General features: G+C 48.6%; 13 protein-coding genes. All 13 read right to left on the reverse strand.

Annotation, left to right across the window (positions count from 1 at the left end; translation table 11 throughout):
• The coding region (locus INP77_RS04190; RefSeq protein WP_194747577.1) for an MCP four helix bundle domain-containing protein at nucleotides 1-1,208 on the reverse strand (1,208 nt) is incomplete at its 3' end.
• Between the two features lie 209 nt (nucleotides 1,209-1,417).
• Nucleotides 1,418-1,642: a hypothetical protein gene (locus INP77_RS04195; protein WP_194747579.1), complete on the reverse strand. Its 225-nt coding sequence runs from the start codon at nucleotides 1,640-1,642 to the stop codon at nucleotides 1,418-1,420.
• 118 nt (nucleotides 1,643-1,760) lie between these two features.
• Complete coding sequence (locus INP77_RS15025; protein WP_194747581.1) at nucleotides 1,761-4,406, reverse strand: methyl-accepting chemotaxis protein; 2,646 nt, start codon at nucleotides 4,404-4,406, stop codon at nucleotides 1,761-1,763.
• 216 nt (nucleotides 4,407-4,622) lie between these two features.
• Entirely contained in the window at nucleotides 4,623-7,127 is a 2,505-nt protein-coding gene (locus INP77_RS04205) for a methyl-accepting chemotaxis protein (protein WP_194747583.1), read from the reverse strand.
• A gap of 174 nt (nucleotides 7,128-7,301) precedes the next feature.
• Complete coding sequence (locus INP77_RS04210; protein WP_194747585.1) at nucleotides 7,302-9,911, reverse strand: methyl-accepting chemotaxis protein; 2,610 nt, start codon at nucleotides 9,909-9,911, stop codon at nucleotides 7,302-7,304.
• A gap of 90 nt (nucleotides 9,912-10,001) precedes the next feature.
• Nucleotides 10,002-10,517, reverse strand: a complete 516-nt coding sequence (locus tag INP77_RS04215; RefSeq protein ID WP_194747587.1) for a chemotaxis protein CheW — start codon at nucleotides 10,515-10,517, stop codon at nucleotides 10,002-10,004.
• A gap of 12 nt (nucleotides 10,518-10,529) precedes the next feature.
• Entirely contained in the window at nucleotides 10,530-12,944 is a 2,415-nt protein-coding gene (gene cheA / locus INP77_RS04220) for a chemotaxis protein CheA (protein WP_194747589.1), read from the reverse strand.
• A 30-nt stretch (nucleotides 12,945-12,974) separates the two neighbouring features.
• Nucleotides 12,975-13,343 carry a response regulator gene (locus INP77_RS04225; RefSeq protein ID WP_018985223.1) on the reverse strand — a complete coding sequence of 123 codons (369 nt, stop codon included), beginning with the start codon at nucleotides 13,341-13,343 and terminating at the stop codon, nucleotides 12,975-12,977.
• 44 nt (nucleotides 13,344-13,387) lie between these two features.
• Nucleotides 13,388-13,930, reverse strand: a complete 543-nt coding sequence (locus INP77_RS04230) for a chemotaxis protein (RefSeq protein WP_194747591.1) — start codon at nucleotides 13,928-13,930, stop codon at nucleotides 13,388-13,390.
• 96 nt (nucleotides 13,931-14,026) lie between these two features.
• Nucleotides 14,027-14,971, reverse strand: a complete 945-nt coding sequence (gene motB / locus INP77_RS04235) for a flagellar motor protein MotB (protein ID WP_194747593.1) — start codon at nucleotides 14,969-14,971, stop codon at nucleotides 14,027-14,029.
• Between the two features lie 59 nt (nucleotides 14,972-15,030).
• Nucleotides 15,031-15,888 (reverse strand): flagellar motor stator protein MotA, encoded by an 858-nt coding sequence (gene motA, locus INP77_RS04240; RefSeq protein ID WP_194747595.1) that lies wholly within the window; start codon nucleotides 15,886-15,888, stop codon nucleotides 15,031-15,033.
• Nucleotides 15,889-16,070: 182 nt separating this feature from the next.
• Nucleotides 16,071-16,919, reverse strand: a complete 849-nt coding sequence (locus INP77_RS04245) for a class I SAM-dependent methyltransferase (RefSeq protein WP_228518727.1) — start codon at nucleotides 16,917-16,919, stop codon at nucleotides 16,071-16,073.
• A 46-nt stretch (nucleotides 16,920-16,965) separates the two neighbouring features.
• A complete protein-coding gene (flhC, locus tag INP77_RS04250) occupies nucleotides 16,966-17,532 on the reverse strand; it encodes a flagellar transcriptional regulator FlhC (protein WP_194747597.1) in 567 nt (188 codons plus the stop codon).
• Between the last annotated feature and the right edge of the window lie 2 nt (nucleotides 17,533-17,534).

Genomic DNA, 17,534 nt, shown 5'->3' on the forward strand with positions numbered 1-17,534 from the left:
ACATATTGGGCCGCCACGTTGAGAGGATCGATCACCGCATCCAGCGTCTCGTTCACGCCCTGGACAATCTTGCGGAACTCGCCCTGGTGCTGGCTCGCATCCGCACGGGTGGACAAACGCCCTTCTACGGCAGCATGCACCAGCTCGTCAGTATCATTGACCAGACGCTTGATATTGGTACGCACTTGCTCAATGGCTTCGTTCACAAAGGCTTTCTTGCCTGGGAATTGCTCCAACGGCATATCCAGATTGCCATCGCCAAACGCTTTCACCACTTCAATCGCACTGCGGTTCATGGCAATATGCCCAGCCACCATTTTATTGATCCCGGCGGCCATTTCTGCGTAGCCGCCTTTAAAGCGGTTTTGATCAACAGTGCAATCAATATCGCCTTCATCATGCTGCTGGCTGACATAATTCAATGACTGTACCAGGCCATCCAAGGTACGTTGCAGTACACGGATAGAATAAGCAACACTGGTTTTGTCATCTTCAGGCAACACAATCTTCTGGGTCAGATTGCCCTCTACAAAGTTGCGTGCAATGACAGTTAAATCGGCAGGCTCCATACCCAATTGCTTAAACAGGCTGCGTTTGATATAGAAACCAATCGAAACCACGACAGCCAAGGAGAGGCCGGCAATCGCAATCAGCATCAACAATGCATTTTGCTTAACCTTCACCGCTGCAGCAGCCCCTTGTTTAGCAATCTCATTGTTGTAGGCCCGATGTTCACGAATCGCTTTCTGAACATGCTCAATCACCGCCTGATTAGCCAGCAACACATCCCTGGCCTCTGTTTTCTTGTTAGAGAGCGAAAGCGTCAGCGCGCTGCTACCTAGCTCATCATAAGACTTGATCGCCTCATAGTCTTTTTGCAGTAACTGCTTGTCTCTATCATCGCTGATCAGACTGTCGTATTTTTTAAGTGCAGCCATCAGATCACCATGCACCTCAGCAACCTGCTTTTCAATCTGCTGCATTTTGACGTTGTCTGTATTCAGCATATGCTGCCAGATCAAGCTATTTAATAGCTCAAACTCAGCGAGCGTGTCATCCAATGCCTCAATGCTGGGTGCCGCATTTTCATTGGCAACGTTGGTGTATTTAAATACACGATCAGTCTGAAAGTAGCTGAGCGTCGCTAGCGTAAATAGCCCCAGCGCTGCAACTGCAATCAGAATATACATTCTCTTCGCAATGGTCATAATTAAAACTCCAAATCCAGATTTTTATTCGCCTTTATCAGACTCTCGTTTATTTTGTAATACTCCAAACATATTTCATGCGCTAATAAACAAGCTTTTTACAGGTCTTTTCCTACTCAAGTTTTCATATATTTTGCCGGGGCTACAGCTTGGCGATACGCATAAAAAATCCCCCTTTGCAGAGGGGGATTTTCAAAGCAAGAAATGCATTACTTCTTGGTTTTTTCAGCTTCAGCAACATCTACCTTTTTCTTCGCTGCTGAAGATTCAGCCACTGCGTCACCTTTCATGTGCGCTGCAGTCAATTCTGGGCTGCCCTCTTCAAAACAGACACGGCCCATCATAGACACTTTGCACACTTCAGCCGCAAACAGCGGTGTTGCCAATGTTGATAATGCAATAATACTTAACGTTGTTTTCAAATGTTTTTTCATAAAGTCTCCATCAAATTATTAACCATGGTTTAGGTGGCTTTTCACTACCACTTATTGTTAATAACGACAGACCTTATGATTTCTTTAGTGTTGTTACAAAACAATTACAACTTTATTTTTAGCCATGCGTGCCGGTTCTGCGCATGACTTGATGCCCCGCTGTAGAACGGCCACTGTCCACTTTAAAATGGCTGATCGCTTGAGCCAAATGATTGGCTTGATCCACCAAGGATTCAGCCGCCGCCGCCGCTTGTTCTACAAGCGCTGCGTTTTGCTGTGTGGTTTCATCCATACTGGTCACCGCTTCGTTGACCTGATCAATCCCCGTGGTCTGCTCAATAGAAGCTGCGGAAATTTCACTGATAATATCGGCGACCCGCTGTACAGAACTGACGACCTCCTGCATGGTGGTCCCCGCATGCTCCACTTGACGGGTCCCTTCCGCCGTTTTATTGACAGAGTCCGTAATCAGTTCCTTGATTTCACGCGCCGCGGTCGAAGAGCGTTGTGCCAAATTGCGCACCTCACCGGCCACCACGGCAAACCCTCTGCCCTGCTCACCTGCACGGGCGGCCTCAACCGCCGCATTTAACGCCAGGATGTTGGTCTGGAAAGCAATCCCATCAATGACTGAGATGATGTCCTCAATCTTCTTGGCGCTTTCATTAATCGCGCTCATGGTTGCGACGACTTCATCTACCACTTCGCCCCCTTTGGCTGCAACACTAGAGGCTGACAGCGCCATCTGATTGGCCTGTTTGGCATTCTCGGCATTTTGTTTAACCGTAGAAGCAAGTTCTTCCATACTGGCCGCCGTTTCTTCGAGGCTGGAGGCTTGCTGTTCGGTACGGGCAGACAGATCAGAGTTACCGCTGGAGATTTCATTGGCTGCGGTAGTGATGGTTTCCACCGCCTCAGTCACCGCACTAATCGGCCCAACAATCAGATCCAGCGTATTGTTGATACCATCGATAATATTACGGTAATCGCCAGGGTGCCGCGCCGCATCCGCACGGACACTGATGCGACCATCTCTGGCGGCCTCGGCTAACATGCTAGTGTCTGTATTTAAGGCTTTCAAATTGGCACGCACCTGCTCGATGGTGTCATTGATAAAGGCTTTTTTGCCTGGGAATCTTTCCAGTGGAGTATCAAAGTTGCCTTCGCCCAGTCCCTGCATGCAGGCCATGGCTTTTTTCTTGACAGCAATGTGGCCGCCCACCATTTGGTTGATGCCACCAGCCATGGTGCGATAAGCGCCATCAAATTTGGTGACATCGATCTCAACATCAATGTCACCTGCGTCGTGCTCGGCACTCATATGGTTCATTTCAGCGATCAGGGTACTCAAGGCATCGATACACTGGTTCAGGTTGTTTTTTAAGGTATTAAAGTCACCCTGATAAGTATCCGTGATTTTTGCCGGGATATGGCCTTTGGAAATGTCTTCAACATATTTGGCGGCGACATTAAGCGGATTAATCAAGGCATCCAGAATCTGGTTAATGCCTTTACCGATTTCAAGCACAAAGCCTTCAGGCAGTTTTCCCAGATCTACACGTTGTCTCAGGTTGCCCGCAGAAGCTTCACGCACCAAGCGGAAGACTTCTTGCTGACCAATGTCTTCAGCGGTTTTATCATCCCACTGCGTCATACGGCCCAGATATTCGCCCTTGGCGGTATACACTGAAACAATGGTCGCTTGAATTTTTTTGCCATAAGCAGCAAATTCAATCACCCGAGGTATCTTGGAAACTTCGGCAAATGCCGCGCGGTAAGCCTCAGGTAAATAACTGGAAATCGCATTCCCAAACATCTTTTCCAAGGTAAATCCTGGCTGTTCTTTGGCAATCTCTTCTACCAGTTGTTGCCAAAGGCTACGGGCCGCAGCATTCATATATTGCAATTGATGTTGACTGTCGCTGTAGGAAAAGGCGGTGGCACTTTGATCCAGCGCGGTTTGCAGACGACCCGCCTCTTCAGCCATTTTCCTAGAATCGTTGACATCAAAGCCCACCTTGATTTGCATGGACTTCAGTGTCTTCATCAAACTGCCAAATTCGTCGTTGCCACGCGTATCAATCTTGAGATTCAACTCGCCACCAGCCAAGCCTTCAATCGCATGTGCCATCACAGCCATCGACTTTTTCAGTTTTAGCGAGAAAATGCCGCCAGCCACCAATGCAGCCGCGATCCCCATCCCCATGCCTACCCATGCGCCAGGATCATGACGATAAAAGCCCACTGAAGAAACAACAGCCACCGGGGTCAGCATAGCTGCTGACAGCTTGTAGAAAATCGGCAGGTCATGTACTTTTGCGGCCAGTTTTTCACCCCAGCCAGGTTGTGGAAGGTTGCCGTCACGCATCTGTTGATACAGTTTTTCAGCCTGTTCAATCTGCGCGCGGCTCACTTTGTTGCGAACAGACATATACCCTATCACCTTAGCACCTTCACGGATGGGGGCCACATTCGCTTCTACCCAGTAGTGGTCACCATTTTTACAGCGATTTTTCACCATACCGTTCCAGGGCTTCCCTGCTTTCACCGTCCGCCACAAGTCCTCAAACGCCGCTGCTGGCATGTCCGGGTGACGGATAATATTGTGATTTTTACCTATCAGCTCCGCCTCACTGAAGCCGCTGATTTCAATAAACTCACGATTGATATAGGTGATGGCCCCTTTTAAATCCGTCTTGGACACAATAGAGGCATCCTCTTTGAGTTCAATCTCTTTTTGTGTCACGGGCAAGTTGATTTTCATAATCTGATCTCTTTCGATATTTTGTATTTTCACTAGGACGAAATTACAATTTTTACTTCTGCCTGTGAGTTTATTAGATTACGACTGCAACATAGATACCGAAAAAGCATGTGATCGCGTGTTAAATAGCAGATTTGAAAAAAGAAAAAGCCGACTTTACAGTCGGCTTCAATCAGAGTTTGCTAGGTCCTAACAACACTTCCACCATTCAATGGATCAATTGTAAGTACCTGTTCGGGATAGAGGTGGTTTGGCTTTGTTTTGAGTTGCTTCATTCAGATTGAAATCAGCCACCAGATCAGACAATTGGCTGGCTTGTTCAACTAAAGACTCGGCTGCGGCCGCCGCCTCTTCAACTAACGCTGCATTTTGCTGCGTCACATCGTCCATGCTAGTGATGGCTTGGTTAACACTATCAATCCCTGAGGTCTGTTCAATCGAGGCTTCAGAAATTTCACTGATAATATCGCTGACGCGCTTGACTGACTGCACAATCTCCACCATGGTTTGACCGGCACCTTCGACCAGTTGTGTACCTTCCGTGGTTTTATTGACAGAGTCAGCAATCAGATCCTTGATTTCTCTGGCAGCACTTGCAGAGCGTTGTGCCAGATTACGCACCTCTCCAGCCACAACAGCAAACCCTTTACCTTGTTCGCCAGCACGCGCAGCCTCAACCGCCGCATTCAATGCCAGAATATTTGTTTGGAAGGCAATCCCATCAATCACTGAAATGATATCTTCAATCTTACGCGCGCTTTGACTGATCGCAGTCATGGTATCCACGACCTGATTCACGACTTCCCCACCACGCTCAGCCACTTTGGAAGCCGCCTCTGCCATTCGGTTGGCCTGCAATGCATTCTCAGCATTTTGCTTCACCGTTGCGGCCAGTTGGCTCATACTGGAGGAGGTTTCCTGCAAGCTGTGCGCTTGTCTTTCTGTGCGCGTAGATAAATCAATATTGCCCGTTGAAATTTCATTGGCTGCGCTATTGATCGTGGTGGTGGCCTCTTTGACTTGCAACAGAATTTCAGACACACGGTCCATCAAGCGATTGATACCGTTGGACAAACTAAGTATCTGATCCGTTTTACCATGCAAGTCTATGCGTGCGGTCATGTCTCCGTGCTGAGCCGCTTCCAGTAATTGCTCAGTAGATAGCACGGCCTCCATCAAGCCTGTTTCAGCACGTTTCTGCTGAGTAATATCTGTTGCATACTTCACTACCTTGATGGGTTTCCCATGCTCATCCAGCACAGGGTTATAACTCGCTTGGAGCCAAATTTCCTGGCCGTGTTTATCTATGCGTTTAAACACACCCTGCATGAATTCGCCGCGACCAAGGCGATGCCAAAAGTTTTTATACTCCATTGAATGACGCTCTTCCAGTGGCATAAACATACTGTGATGTTTGCCAATCAGTTCCGCCGCTTGATAACCCACGACTTGCATGAAATTTGCGTTCACTTTAGTAATATGACCATCCAGCGAAAACTCTATCGTTCCTAATGAGCGTTGGATAGCGGTCATTTGCCCTTGGTTATCGATATCACGCAGGCGCTGCTCAGTCACATCAATCGCATACTTGACAATTTTGTAGGGCTTGCCATTCAAGTCTAAAATCGGATTGTAGCTGGCTTGCAACCATAGTGGGTTGCCATTCGCCGCGACACGTTGATAAACATCCGCTTGTGTGTTTCCTTGAGCCAGCTTTTGCCAAAATTGCGCATACTCAGCGGATTGTTGAACGTCGCTTGGAACAAACATTTTATGATGCTTGCCCACAACAGCGCTTTTCTGATAACCAACAGTATTTAAGAAGTTATCATTGGCATCCAGAATATTGCCTTGCAGGTCAAACTCAATCACAGCCATGATTTGCCGAATGGCGGACAACTGGCTGGCCAAGTCTAAGTCTCGCGCCTTTTGCTGTGTGATATCAGTAGCAAATTTAATGATCTTCAACGGCTTGCCGTCACTGTCTAAAATAGGATTATAGGTCGCCTGTAACCAGACCTCTTGTCCATTTTTCGCAATGCGTTTGTAAATCCCCGATTTAAACTCACCTCTGGCAAGATCTTGCCAAAATCTGATGTAGTCCGAGGAGCTGGCTTCTGAGTGTGGCATGAAAATGCGATGATGTTTACCAACCACTTCAGCAGCATCGTAACCGGTCACCCGCGCAAAGTTCTGATTCAATGCCAGAATCGTGCCATCCAGCGAAAATTCAATGACTCCAAGCACCCGGTTTAAGGCATCAATTTGGCCTTGGCTCTCAAGCTCACGTGCCTTAAGCGCGGTGATGAGACTAAAGTAGTTGACGATTTTAACCACTTGCCCGTCTTGGTTTTTTAACGGGATAAAGCTGCCTTCAATCCAATCTTCGCGGTTTCCTTTGCTTAAGCGTTTAAATTGGCCCGTCAGCGCCTCTCCTTTGCAAAGCTTTTGCCAAAACTGCTTATGCTCTGGCGCATCAAGGTTTCCCAATGGCAGGAACATGCGATGATGCTGACCGAGCACTTCGTCACGCTTATAACCGGTTAAGTCAAAAAATGTTTGATTGGCATCAAGCACGTTCCCATCTAGATCGTACTCGATCATCGCCACGACGCGATGGAGGGCCTCCATCCTGTTCAAGCGTTCTAGATCCACCTCACTGAGTTGAGAATGATGAGATCCAGTCATCCATTGCTTGAGTATGCCTAGCCAGGTTCTCATTGTATTTCTACCTTCAAAATGACAAAGCCCTGCAACAGGACTTTGAAATCACAACTTTTTACCACAGAGGATAACCGCTCAATAAGGAGGCCCACAATTTCAGGCCTTCAATTATTTTTTCTATCATTGCAGGACATCTGATCATGTTGCACCTCCTTGTATTGAGCGCTCACATTAAAACTCTTCCCACTCCTGGTCATCCGTGCCGGTTTTTGCGGCTTTGACTGGCGCATGATTGACCGCAGCTACCGTCGGTTTGGCTTTGCTTACCGCAGGTGCGGCCGCCACTTTGCTTGTCATCGTCGGGCGGCTGACAGCACTGCTCTGGCTCACGCCACGTAATTTAAATCGATTCACGGTATCCATCAGCGTCGCAGCCTGCTCTACCAGCGATTCTGCTGCCGCAGCGGCTTCTTCAACCAAGGCAGCATTCTGCTGTGTGACTTCATCCATGTGATTGACCGCGTCATTCACCTGGTTAATGCCTGAGCTTTGCTCTGCTGACGCCGCGGTGATTTCACTCATGATGTCGGTCACACGTTGTACGGAAGTGACCACCTCATGCATGGTTACACCAGCACTTTCCACCAGTTTGGTGCCTTCAGTGGTTTTGCTGACAGAGTCAGTAATCAGTTCCTTGATCTCTTTGGCAGCACTGGCGGAGCGTTGAGCCAGGTTACGTACCTCACCAGCGACCACGGCAAAGCCTCTACCCTGCTCACCTGCACGGGCAGCCTCAACTGCGGCGTTCAATGCCAAAATGTTGGTCTGGAAGGCAATGCCATCAATGACAGAAATAATGTCCTCAATTTTGCGCGCACTTTCGTTGATCGCGCTCATGGTAGTCACTACATTGCCAACGACATCGCCACCACGAAGCGCCACTTGTGAAGCTGCTTCAGCCATTTGGTTGGCCTGGCGGGCATTTTCGGCGTTCTGTCTAACGGTTGATGCCAGTTCTTCCATGCTGGAAGCTGTCTCTTCCAGATTAGAGGCTTGTTGTTCAGTTCGGCTGGACAGATCATTATTGCCACTGGAAATTTCATGGGCTGCCGTATTAATCGTTTCGCCCGCTTCACGCACACGTAACAAAATATCGCTAAACGTGTCCAGGAGCTGGTTAATGGCTTCCATCGTTTTGACGGCAGAACCTTTTGCACGATTCGCATCCAGTCTTGTAGACAAATCACCATCCACGGCATTTTCAACCACAGATTTCATTTCGTTTTCAAGACGTTTTTCCTCGGTCAAATTGACCCACTCCACCACGCTGCCAATACGTTCGCCTTGCTCATCAATGAGAGGATTTGCAGTGAGTCTGAAAAACATCTCGCCAATCGGTAACTCAGCAACATGCTTGCCCTTCAGGCTTGCCAGTAAATTGCGTTGATGCGCAGGACTTTTGTGGAACAGATCAAAGTTCTGCCCAATCAACTTGTCTGGGTCAAAAGATGGGAAGATGGCTCTGAACGTATCAGCAGCCTCGCGCATTAAGCTCAAGGTTGTTGGATTCATATAGGTAATGACACCATCGTTATCCGCAACCATCAAGTTGTTAGAGGAAGACTCCAACGCTTGCTTGATCATCGAAGCTTCTCTGGACTTTTCTTTTTGCTGTTTGTCTGCCAGCACTGCTTTGGTGATGTCAGTAGCATATTTAACTACTTTCATCGGCTTACCATCTAACCCTAAAATGGGGTTATAAGATGCCTGCACCCATATATCCTTACCATTTTTAGTATAGCGATGATAAACCCCTTCATCGTACTGACCGCTACTTAACTTTTCCCAGAAAACTTTATACTCAGGGCTATTCTTGTAACGCTCACTAACAAAAATGCTATGGTTCTTACCAACCACCTCAGCCAGTGAGTACTCTGTAAGTTTTAGGAAGTTGTCATTGGCATGCAAAATATTGCCTTGGAGGTCAAATTCAATGACTCCCTGTACCTTGTTAATCGCAGCCACCTTACCCTGAAAGTCAATTTCTCGCTGCTTTTCTTCAGTAATACAGTACGAATAGACTTTGACCTTGGCTAATTGGCCGCTCGCATCTGGGATAGGCACATAGCTGGAACTAAACCAGTACTCTTTGCCAGACTTTGCCACACGGCAGATTTCCAGTTTTGCATTCTGCCCCTTGTTCAATTTTTCCCACATTTGCTTGTACTGATCGCTTTGCGCGGTAGAAGCCTTGAGCAACATGGACACATGCTTGCCGATCACCTCTTCACGGCGAAACTCAAGCGGGGTCAGAAAAACATCATTACATTCGAGAATATGCCCTTGCAAGTCACATTCCATGACACCAAAACACTGGTTGAGTGCGTGCTCTTCCTCTTGCAGGATGATGTTGCGCAGCTTGTCTGCTGTAATGTCTGTCAGGTACGCAACTACTTTGCGCAGCTGGTTGCCTTGCATCACTGGGGCGTAATACCCTTGAAACCAGACATCCTTGCCCTCTTTGTTGATCAGTTTAAAGCTACCCACTTGCGACTTGCCACTGCCTAAGGCACTCCAGAATTGTTCATATTCTGGTTTTTCTGTATCAACACCAGCCAACAGGGCGCGATGATGCTTGCCGACCAGCTCATTGGCTGCGTATTTTAAAGAGTGGCACAGATTCTCGTTCACATGGCTGATTTCACCCTTGTCATTTAACTCAACAATGGCACGTGCCTTGTTGATTTCTGACTTCAGGGCACTAAATTCAGCCACCTGATTCAACACATTCTGATAGCCCCTTGTGTTTGCTGCCAATTTGTTGATGATTGTAGAAAACATGGTTGTTACCCCTTGCAAAAGATCTCTATGAAACGAGTTGCAATTTTTATAATAATTATTGTGTCAATGCTTTAATTGCATTCTCTCTATTTAATGTACGGCAGCATCCATCAGTTGCATTTCGTCACTGGTCATGAGTTTCTCAATATCCACCAGGATCAGCATTTCCTGCTCAATAGTGGCCAGACCCACAATGTATTTGGTGTCGATACGGGTGACCAGCGTGGGGACCTCGCGCAAATGTTCATCGCGCAATTCACGGACATCAGACACACCATCCACCACGATGCCAACGATGCGGCCATTCAGATTCAGAATGATGACGACAGTAAACTCGTCATACTCCACTTTGCCCAGATTGAACTTGATACGTAAATCGACAATCGGCACAATTTTGCCGCGAAGATTGATCACGCCCTTGATAAACGATGGCAGATTGGCAATTTGCGTCACGGCATCGTAGCCACGGATTTCTTGCACCTTGAGGATTTCAATCCCATATTGCTCGCTGCCAAGCACAAAGGTCAGGTACTCGCCGGCCGCCGTTTTCAGGCTGCCGCCAGTGTTATTGGCCGATGTATTTGCTAATTCTGTTGTTGTACTCATTGCATATACTCCTTATGCATTGATATGTGTTTGTGAAGTCGAATAGTTCTGGTTGGAAAATGCCAATCCACCAGTCACATAATTGGTTGTCTGACCCATCTGGATAATGGCTGGCACATCCAGAATCAATGCCACCGAGCCATCGCCCATAATGGTGGCGCCAGAAACACCGGGAATCCGCTTGAAGTTGGTTTCCAGGCTCTTGATCACCACTTGCTGCTGACCAACCAGACGGTCTACAAACAGGGCAGATTTCTTGCCATCGGCTTCCAGAATCAGCAAGACACCATCAGTCGGATTGGTGATCTGGGTAGGATGGTTAAACAAGGCATGCAAGGCGATAATCGGCAGATACTCTCCACGGACATGCACCATCAGCCCCTCGCCTGTGACCGTTTTCAGGTCTTCTGCACGAGGTTGCAAGGTTTCGACAATCAGGTTCAATGGCACCACATACACACTCTTGTCCAGCGACACCGACATGCCATCGAGGATGGCCAGCGTCAGTGGCAAGGAAATCGAGATGGTCGTGCCATAGCCCAGCGCTGAGCGGATTTCAATATTGCCGCCCATGGCGGTGATATTCCGTTTCACCACATCCATGCCAACCCCGCGGCCAGAGACATCGGTCACCACCTCAGCGGTAGAAAAGCCTGGGGCAAAAATCAAACTATAAACGTCAGCGTCAGACATGCTTTCACTGACTGGCAAGCCGTTAGACATGGCTTTAGCCAGAATCTTGTCGCGGTTGAGGCCGCCACCATCATCGGTGACTTCAATCACGATGCTGCCGCCCTTGTGTGCCGCAGAGAGGGTCAACGTGCCATTCTCGGCTTTGCCTAGCTGTTTACGCACTTCCGGTTTTTCAATACCATGGTCTACACTGTTACGCACCAAATGGGTCAGTGGATCCACAATCCGCTCAATCAGGCTCTTGTCGAGCTCTGTCGTGGCACCGCTAGTGACAAAGTCCACTTTTTTGCCCAACTTGCCTGCCAGGTCACGCACCATACGAGGGAAGCGTGAGAATACAAAGTCCATCGGCATCATACGGATAGACATCACGGACTCTTGCAGGTCACGTGTGTTACGAGTCAGTTGGCTGACACTATTAATCAGTGCTTCGTTATCCACAGGGTCCAGTGCATTGACACGCTGTTCAATCATGGCCTGGGTAATCACCAGCTCGCCAACCAGATTAATTAACTGGTCAACTTTTTCAATCCCGACACGGATGGAGCTGCTTTCTGCATTTTGCGCTGCCGCCGGTTTATCGGACTCACGGCGTTGTTGTGACCTGCGGTCCTCTTTCACTTCTTTAGGCGCCGCTTCAGCCACTTGTGCAGGCGCCGGTGTTGCCGCAACTTGCGCTGCGACGGCAGTATCGTCACCGATCAATTGTGCTTTGGGGGCATCTGGGTGTGGCTTGAATGGGGCAAAGAAGCCGTAACCATCCTCCTGACGCTCCTCATTATTAGTGCCAAACAGGCCATAGCCCATTTCTTCAGCCACCTGAACTTTGCCATTACCAGTCACTTCTGCAGCGACCGGCTGAACCGGGGCGGCCTCCGCTGTTGCTTCAGGCTTGATAATCGGATCATCATCGAAGAAGCCATAGCCCAGATCTTCCTCAACGGGTGCGGCAACCGCGACGGCAGCGGCAGGCGCAGCCTCTGGTGCGGCGGCGGCTTCTGACGCTTTGGCGGTCTCGCTCGCAACCTGAATCACCAGTGCGTCAGGGTCTACAATAAAGGAGCAAATCGAAACAATGTCGTCTGCGCTAGAATCGGTTTTAACCAGCAGTGCATGTGAGCCTGGCGCACGCTGATACACGGCCACCTCACCTAACAAGGCTAACTCGTCTTTCAAGTTTGCCAAGTCGCGCTCAGTGACTACCGGCAAGCCGACGTCATATAAGGTGATGCCTTTGGCTTTTTCATCTTCACTGACAGACAAGGCTGGCTTTTCAGCACCGACGACCAACACTTCCGGCTCCGGTGTCGCAGCAGCAATGACAGGGTCTTCGGGAATGGCGCTTTTGCCTTCAGACAAGGACTTCAGCATCATGGAGACATCGCCGACTTGCTCAGCATCTACTGCTGAACCATGTCTATGCCCGTCCAGTTGCATCTTGATTACGTCTTTGGCGGCCAAAAAGGCGTCCACATGCTCTGTGGTCAATGCCATTTCCTGCTTGCGAATCTTATCAAGCAGGTTTTCCAGAACATGGGTAATCTCTGCCATGTCCATAAAGCCAAACGTTGCCGCGCCCCCTTTGATTGAGTGCGCAGCACGGAAAATCGCGTTTAACTGCTCGATATCAGGTGACTCTACGTCAATATCAAGCAACAGGCGCTCTGCTTCGGCCAATAACTCTTCAGCCTCGTCAAAGAACACCTCATAAAACTGGCTCATATCCACTGTCATTGTTTACTCCAGTCCCTTAACCTTGTGCCCTTAGGCACCAATTACTTTTTGTACAACTTCAATCAGACGTTTTGGATCAAATGGTTTGACCAACCAGCCATTTGCACCAGCCGCTTTGCCTTTTGCCTTCATTTCGTCTGATGACTCAGTGGTCAGCATCAAAATAGGCACCTTCTGGTAAGAAGCCAATGTACGCAGGTTGGTGATCAGCGTCAGCCCATCCATCACGGGCATGTTCTGATCCGTCAAAACCAGGTCAACGGTTTTCTCTTTTGCTTTGTTCAAGCCATCCTGACCATCGACCGCCTGTACCACATCATAGCCAGCCGCTTTCAGGCTAAAAGCCACCATTTGACGCAATGATCCGGAGTCGTCTACTGTTAAAATTGTTTTCGCCATGTTTGATTCGCCTTTTTCACTAATTTTGTAAAACGCCGCTGTGACTAAAATAAATCGATATCACCGGTTGCCAAGTCCTGCTGGTTCACTGACTTGCGTAAATTGCCGGTCAAATGCTGGCTACCCTGATCAAAATTCTGGTTCAATTGCTGAATGAAGCTTCTGATTTCCTCATGCTCGTCATCCGCTGCCATCGGAAACTGATGGCTGGATAACTCATGTAACAGCACTTTTAAGCCGTTCACCCGATTAATCGTCCGTTGCAGCAATTGATTGGTCATGTCCTGAAACTGCATGCCAGTCACCACTTTATTCACTTCCTGACCAATATTGTCCTGAAACACCTGCAACTGCTGCATTTCTTCAGGCTGCAACTTGCCGGCCTCTACCAATAACTGGAGGGCAGACTGTTGCTCCATTAACTGGGCATACACATTCATAAAGCTGGCACTGAGCTTTTCAATCGCCTCATTGAGCAAAAAGCTGGTTTGCTGTAAATCGGTTTCGATTTCGAGCAAATGCCAATCACCATGGTGCGAAACTGCAGCCAGTAACTCTCTTAGTTCTTCTATGGGCAATGTTTTCATAGTGGTCCTATCTTGCCTGATTCCCCTGATTTTCAATCAAGAAATAAGCATCATAAAAATGACTTATTTCTTGCGCTTTTACCGTTCCCTGTTTTTTTACTCCGCAGGTGTATCGGCGGTTTTCTGCAATGCATCGACTTGCGAATGGTCTTTCTCACTAACAGAAATTTTTTCGTTATCCTTGAGTAAATCCTCTTCTGCTTCTTTGTTCATCACGATCAGACTGATCCGGCGGTTAATAGGATTGAACGGATTTTCCTTGTCCATCATGATGGCCGAGCCCATGCCAACCACACGCAATAACTTGGTCTCATCCATGCCGCCGGCAATCAGTTCTCGCCTTGAAGCATTGGCACGGTCGGCTGAGAGCTCCCAGTTACTGTAGCCCTGATCACCGCTGGCATAAGGCGTGGCATCGGTATGCCCAGACAGGCTGATTTTGTTATCCACGCCATTGAGTGTTTTACCAATCTCTCGCAAAATTTTCTTGGCGTAAGGTTGCAAGTCAGCGCGTGCGTTTTCAAACATCGGGCGATTCTGTTCGTCGATAATTTGTACGCGCAGGCCTTCCGCTGTCATATCCAGTTTTAATTGGGATTTGAATTGCTTGAGCTCAGGGTTTTCATCAATCGCCTGTTCAATCTTGGCCTTGATTTCTTCCAGCTTGGCTTTTTCTGCCTTCTTGAGGACTTCTTTTAACTCTTCTTCCTTAATCGTTTTGTTACGACCAGGGTCGCCATCGACCGGCTTCACCTGACCTTGCTTAAGTGTCACATCCTTGCCGCCGGTATTTTTCAAGGCGGAATCACTGGCACCCACGCCCGGGCCCATGAGCACGACTTTGAGCGGGGTTTTAAAGTATTCAGAAATGCCTTCACGTTGTGCTTTAGAGGTGGAGCCGAGCAGCCACATCAGCAAAAAGAACGCCATCATCGCCGTCACAAAGTCGGCGTAAGCGATTTTCCAGGCACCCCCGTGATGACCGCCGCCGCCTTTCTTGATTTTTTTAACGATAATGGGGGCAATATGTTCTTCTGCCATTTTCGTGGTCCTCTAGGGTTGGTCCTGTGCTTTATTTGGATTGATCTTGTTTGCCAGGCTTATTTTTTAGCTTGCTTGACGTAATCTTCAAGCTCAGAGAAACTTGGACGCTCAGTGGAGTACAAGACCTTGCGGCCGAACTCAACAGCAATTGCAGGCGCATACCCATTCAGGCTGGCAAGAAGCGTCACCTTGATGGTTTGAAAGACCTTGGAGCTTTCTTCCAGCTTGGCTTCCAGCACCCCAGCCAGCGGGCCAACAAAGCCATACGCCAGCAAAATACCGAGGAAGGTACCCACCAGGGCATGGCCAATCAGCACACCCAGTTCGGTGGGCGGCAAATGCAAACTTTCCATGGTGTGTACCACCCCCATCACCGCAGCTACAATACCAAAAGCTGGCAAGGCGTCACCGAGCTTTGCAATACAATGCGCTGCCACATGGCCCTCCTGATGGTGGGTTTCAATTTCGTTATCCATCAGGTTTTCAACCTGGAAGGCATCCATGTTGCCGGACACCATCAAACGCAAGTAATCACAAATAAACTCGACCACATGATGGTCATGCTGAATTTTGGGATATTTGCCAAACAAGGCACTGGATTCAGGATCTTCAACATCCTTCTCGATCGACATCAGCCCTTCTTTACGAATTTTGGTCAGAATCTCGAACAGCAAAGCCAGCAAATCCATATACATGGCTTTGTTGACATGGGAGCCTTTGAAGGCATTTGGTAAGTCTTTAAGTGTGGCTTTCAATGACTTGGCATCATTGCCGACAACAAATGCACCTACAGCCCCCCCGAAAATCATCACGACTTCCAATGGCTGCCATAGGCCACCCAAGTGCCCCCCGGCCGCTGCGTACCCGCCAAAAATCGCCCCTAAAATAACGACATACCCGACAATGACTAACATGCCTACACTCCACAATGGTTTTACCAATGTTAAAAGCATAGCAACAGGCCAAGGAATTCAATTATCCAAATAAAAGGGCTTTAGCCCCTTATTAAATATGGTTAATTCTGGTTAGATTTCATGCCAGCAACGACAGGCCTAAGCGCCTGCGATGGCGGATACAAGAAAGGAATAAAGGCTGTCTACAGGCTGTAGACGTACAAGGCAGGGGCGTTTTTTTGCGGATAGATGATTCGTTGCGCCGTCATGTCTGGCACCGGAAACTCGGAGCTGACAAACAGCGTGCCAGCCGGCATCTCTGCCCTCACCTTTTGCCAGACATCGGGCATCACAGCAGGCGACAAATAAGCAAAGATGACATCAAATTTTGCAAAGTCCAGTTCGCGGTAGTCACCGAGCGTAAATCTGGCACTGGTGCCAGAAAACAAGGCTCTGACCGCACTGACCGCCCATGGCAGCGGCGCAATTTCGATACCTGAAACCTCGTCATGCACACGCTGGCTCGCCAAAAACAGGGCGAGATCCCCAATCCCGCTGCCAATATCCAGCACTTTGAGCGGAGCATCATCGCCATGCTGCTCCAGCACGTGATGCAGCGCGCGCCAGGTGGGAGGGAAAGAAGGATAAAATGGGACCCGGGTGTTGTGTACAGACCAGTACAGGGTCAAGGTAATGATAAATCCAGCCAGGTAAACCGTGGCAGGCAAGTTAATATGCTGCATGCCAAGGACAGCGACTGGAAAAATCGCATGAATCCAGCGCCACCAGACTGGCATCTGCGCGGCTTTGGCCAGCAGGCTGACCAGACAAATATGCAGGAGCAGCCAAATCCAGACATGCTCTAGCGAAATGCCAAGATGGCTTAATTCAAATGCGAATACACTGTTGATCACGCCTGGCGCGAGGCCCGCGATCAACAGTATACTCAGTGTCTGGATCAGTAATGCCTGGCACCACAACCGTTTAGGTAGCAGGCGCTGTAGCCAGGGTTTGGGCAACAGCGTCTCTACCGAAAGTTTGGCCGATGGCATGCTGAATCCTTTCACTCACAGAGTGTCGTGACACTGATCCGGCTGATCAGGCAGTCATGGAAACCAGTTTGTAGCTCAACTCTTTTGCCTTTTTGGTTTTGCCGGCACGTGAAGGCACATGGCACAAGTTGCAGACATAGTTCTGGTTCAAATCATAGCTATTGACGATGTATTGACCACCACAGCAATGACAGACTTTAGTTGTCAGCATCTTGCTTTCAATAAAACGTACCAGTGTCCAGGCGCGTGTCAGTGACAACACAGGCTCTTCTTTGGCGTCGGCATCAGGATGCTGTACTTGTTGCATATACAAGGTATAGGCTTTGATGATGGCCTGGATGCCGTCTACCCCTGCGTAATCAACCATAAAGCGATAAATGTTGTAGAAAATCGAGGAGTGAATGTTTGGTTGCCAGGTCAAGAACCAATCGGTAGAGAATGGCAACATGCCTTTTGGAGGAGAAACGCCTTTCATCTCTTTGTACAGCTTGATCAAACGCTCACGTGACAATGTGGTTTGTGATTCGAGCAACTGCAGGCGGGCGCCCAGTTCGATCATTTGCATGGCCAGTTGAATTTGTTCTGCTTCGTTTACTACACTCTTCTTTTGCATGA

The sequence above is a fragment of the Methylophilus sp. 13 genome (assembly GCF_015354335.1).
Lineage (GTDB): Bacteria > Pseudomonadota > Gammaproteobacteria > Burkholderiales > Methylophilaceae > Methylophilus > Methylophilus glucosoxydans.

Bases quoted from the DNA above. Each gene is read 5' to 3' on its own strand.
- motB (WP_194747593.1), bottom strand. From the start codon at position 14,971: ATGGCAGAAGAACATATTGCCCCCATTATCGTTAAAAAAATCAAGAAA.
- INP77_RS04205 (WP_194747583.1), bottom strand. From the start codon at position 7,127: ATGAGAACCTGGCTAGGCATACTCAAGCAATGGATGACTGGATCTCAT.
- flhC (WP_194747597.1), bottom strand. From the start codon at position 17,532: ATGCAAAAGAAGAGTGTAGTAAACGAAGCAGAACAAATTCAACTGGCC.
- INP77_RS04215 (WP_194747587.1), bottom strand. From the start codon at position 10,517: ATGAGTACAACAACAGAATTAGCAAATACATCGGCCAATAACACTGGC.
- INP77_RS15025 (WP_194747581.1), bottom strand. From the start codon at position 4,406: ATGAAAATCAACTTGCCCGTGACACAAAAAGAGATTGAACTCAAAGAG.
- INP77_RS04225 (WP_018985223.1), bottom strand. From the start codon at position 13,343: ATGGCGAAAACAATTTTAACAGTAGACGACTCCGGATCATTGCGTCAA.
- INP77_RS04195 (WP_194747579.1), bottom strand. From the start codon at position 1,642: ATGAAAAAACATTTGAAAACAACGTTAAGTATTATTGCATTATCAACA.
- INP77_RS04230 (WP_194747591.1), bottom strand. From the start codon at position 13,930: ATGAAAACATTGCCCATAGAAGAACTAAGAGAGTTACTGGCTGCAGTT.
- motA (WP_194747595.1), bottom strand. From the start codon at position 15,888: ATGTTAGTCATTGTCGGGTATGTCGTTATTTTAGGGGCGATTTTTGGC.
- INP77_RS04245 (WP_228518727.1), bottom strand. From the start codon at position 16,919: ATGCCATCGGCCAAACTTTCGGTAGAGACGCTGTTGCCCAAACCCTGG.
- INP77_RS04210 (WP_194747585.1), bottom strand. From the start codon at position 9,911: ATGTTTTCTACAATCATCAACAAATTGGCAGCAAACACAAGGGGCTAT.
- cheA (WP_194747589.1), bottom strand. From the start codon at position 12,944: ATGACAGTGGATATGAGCCAGTTTTATGAGGTGTTCTTTGACGAGGCT.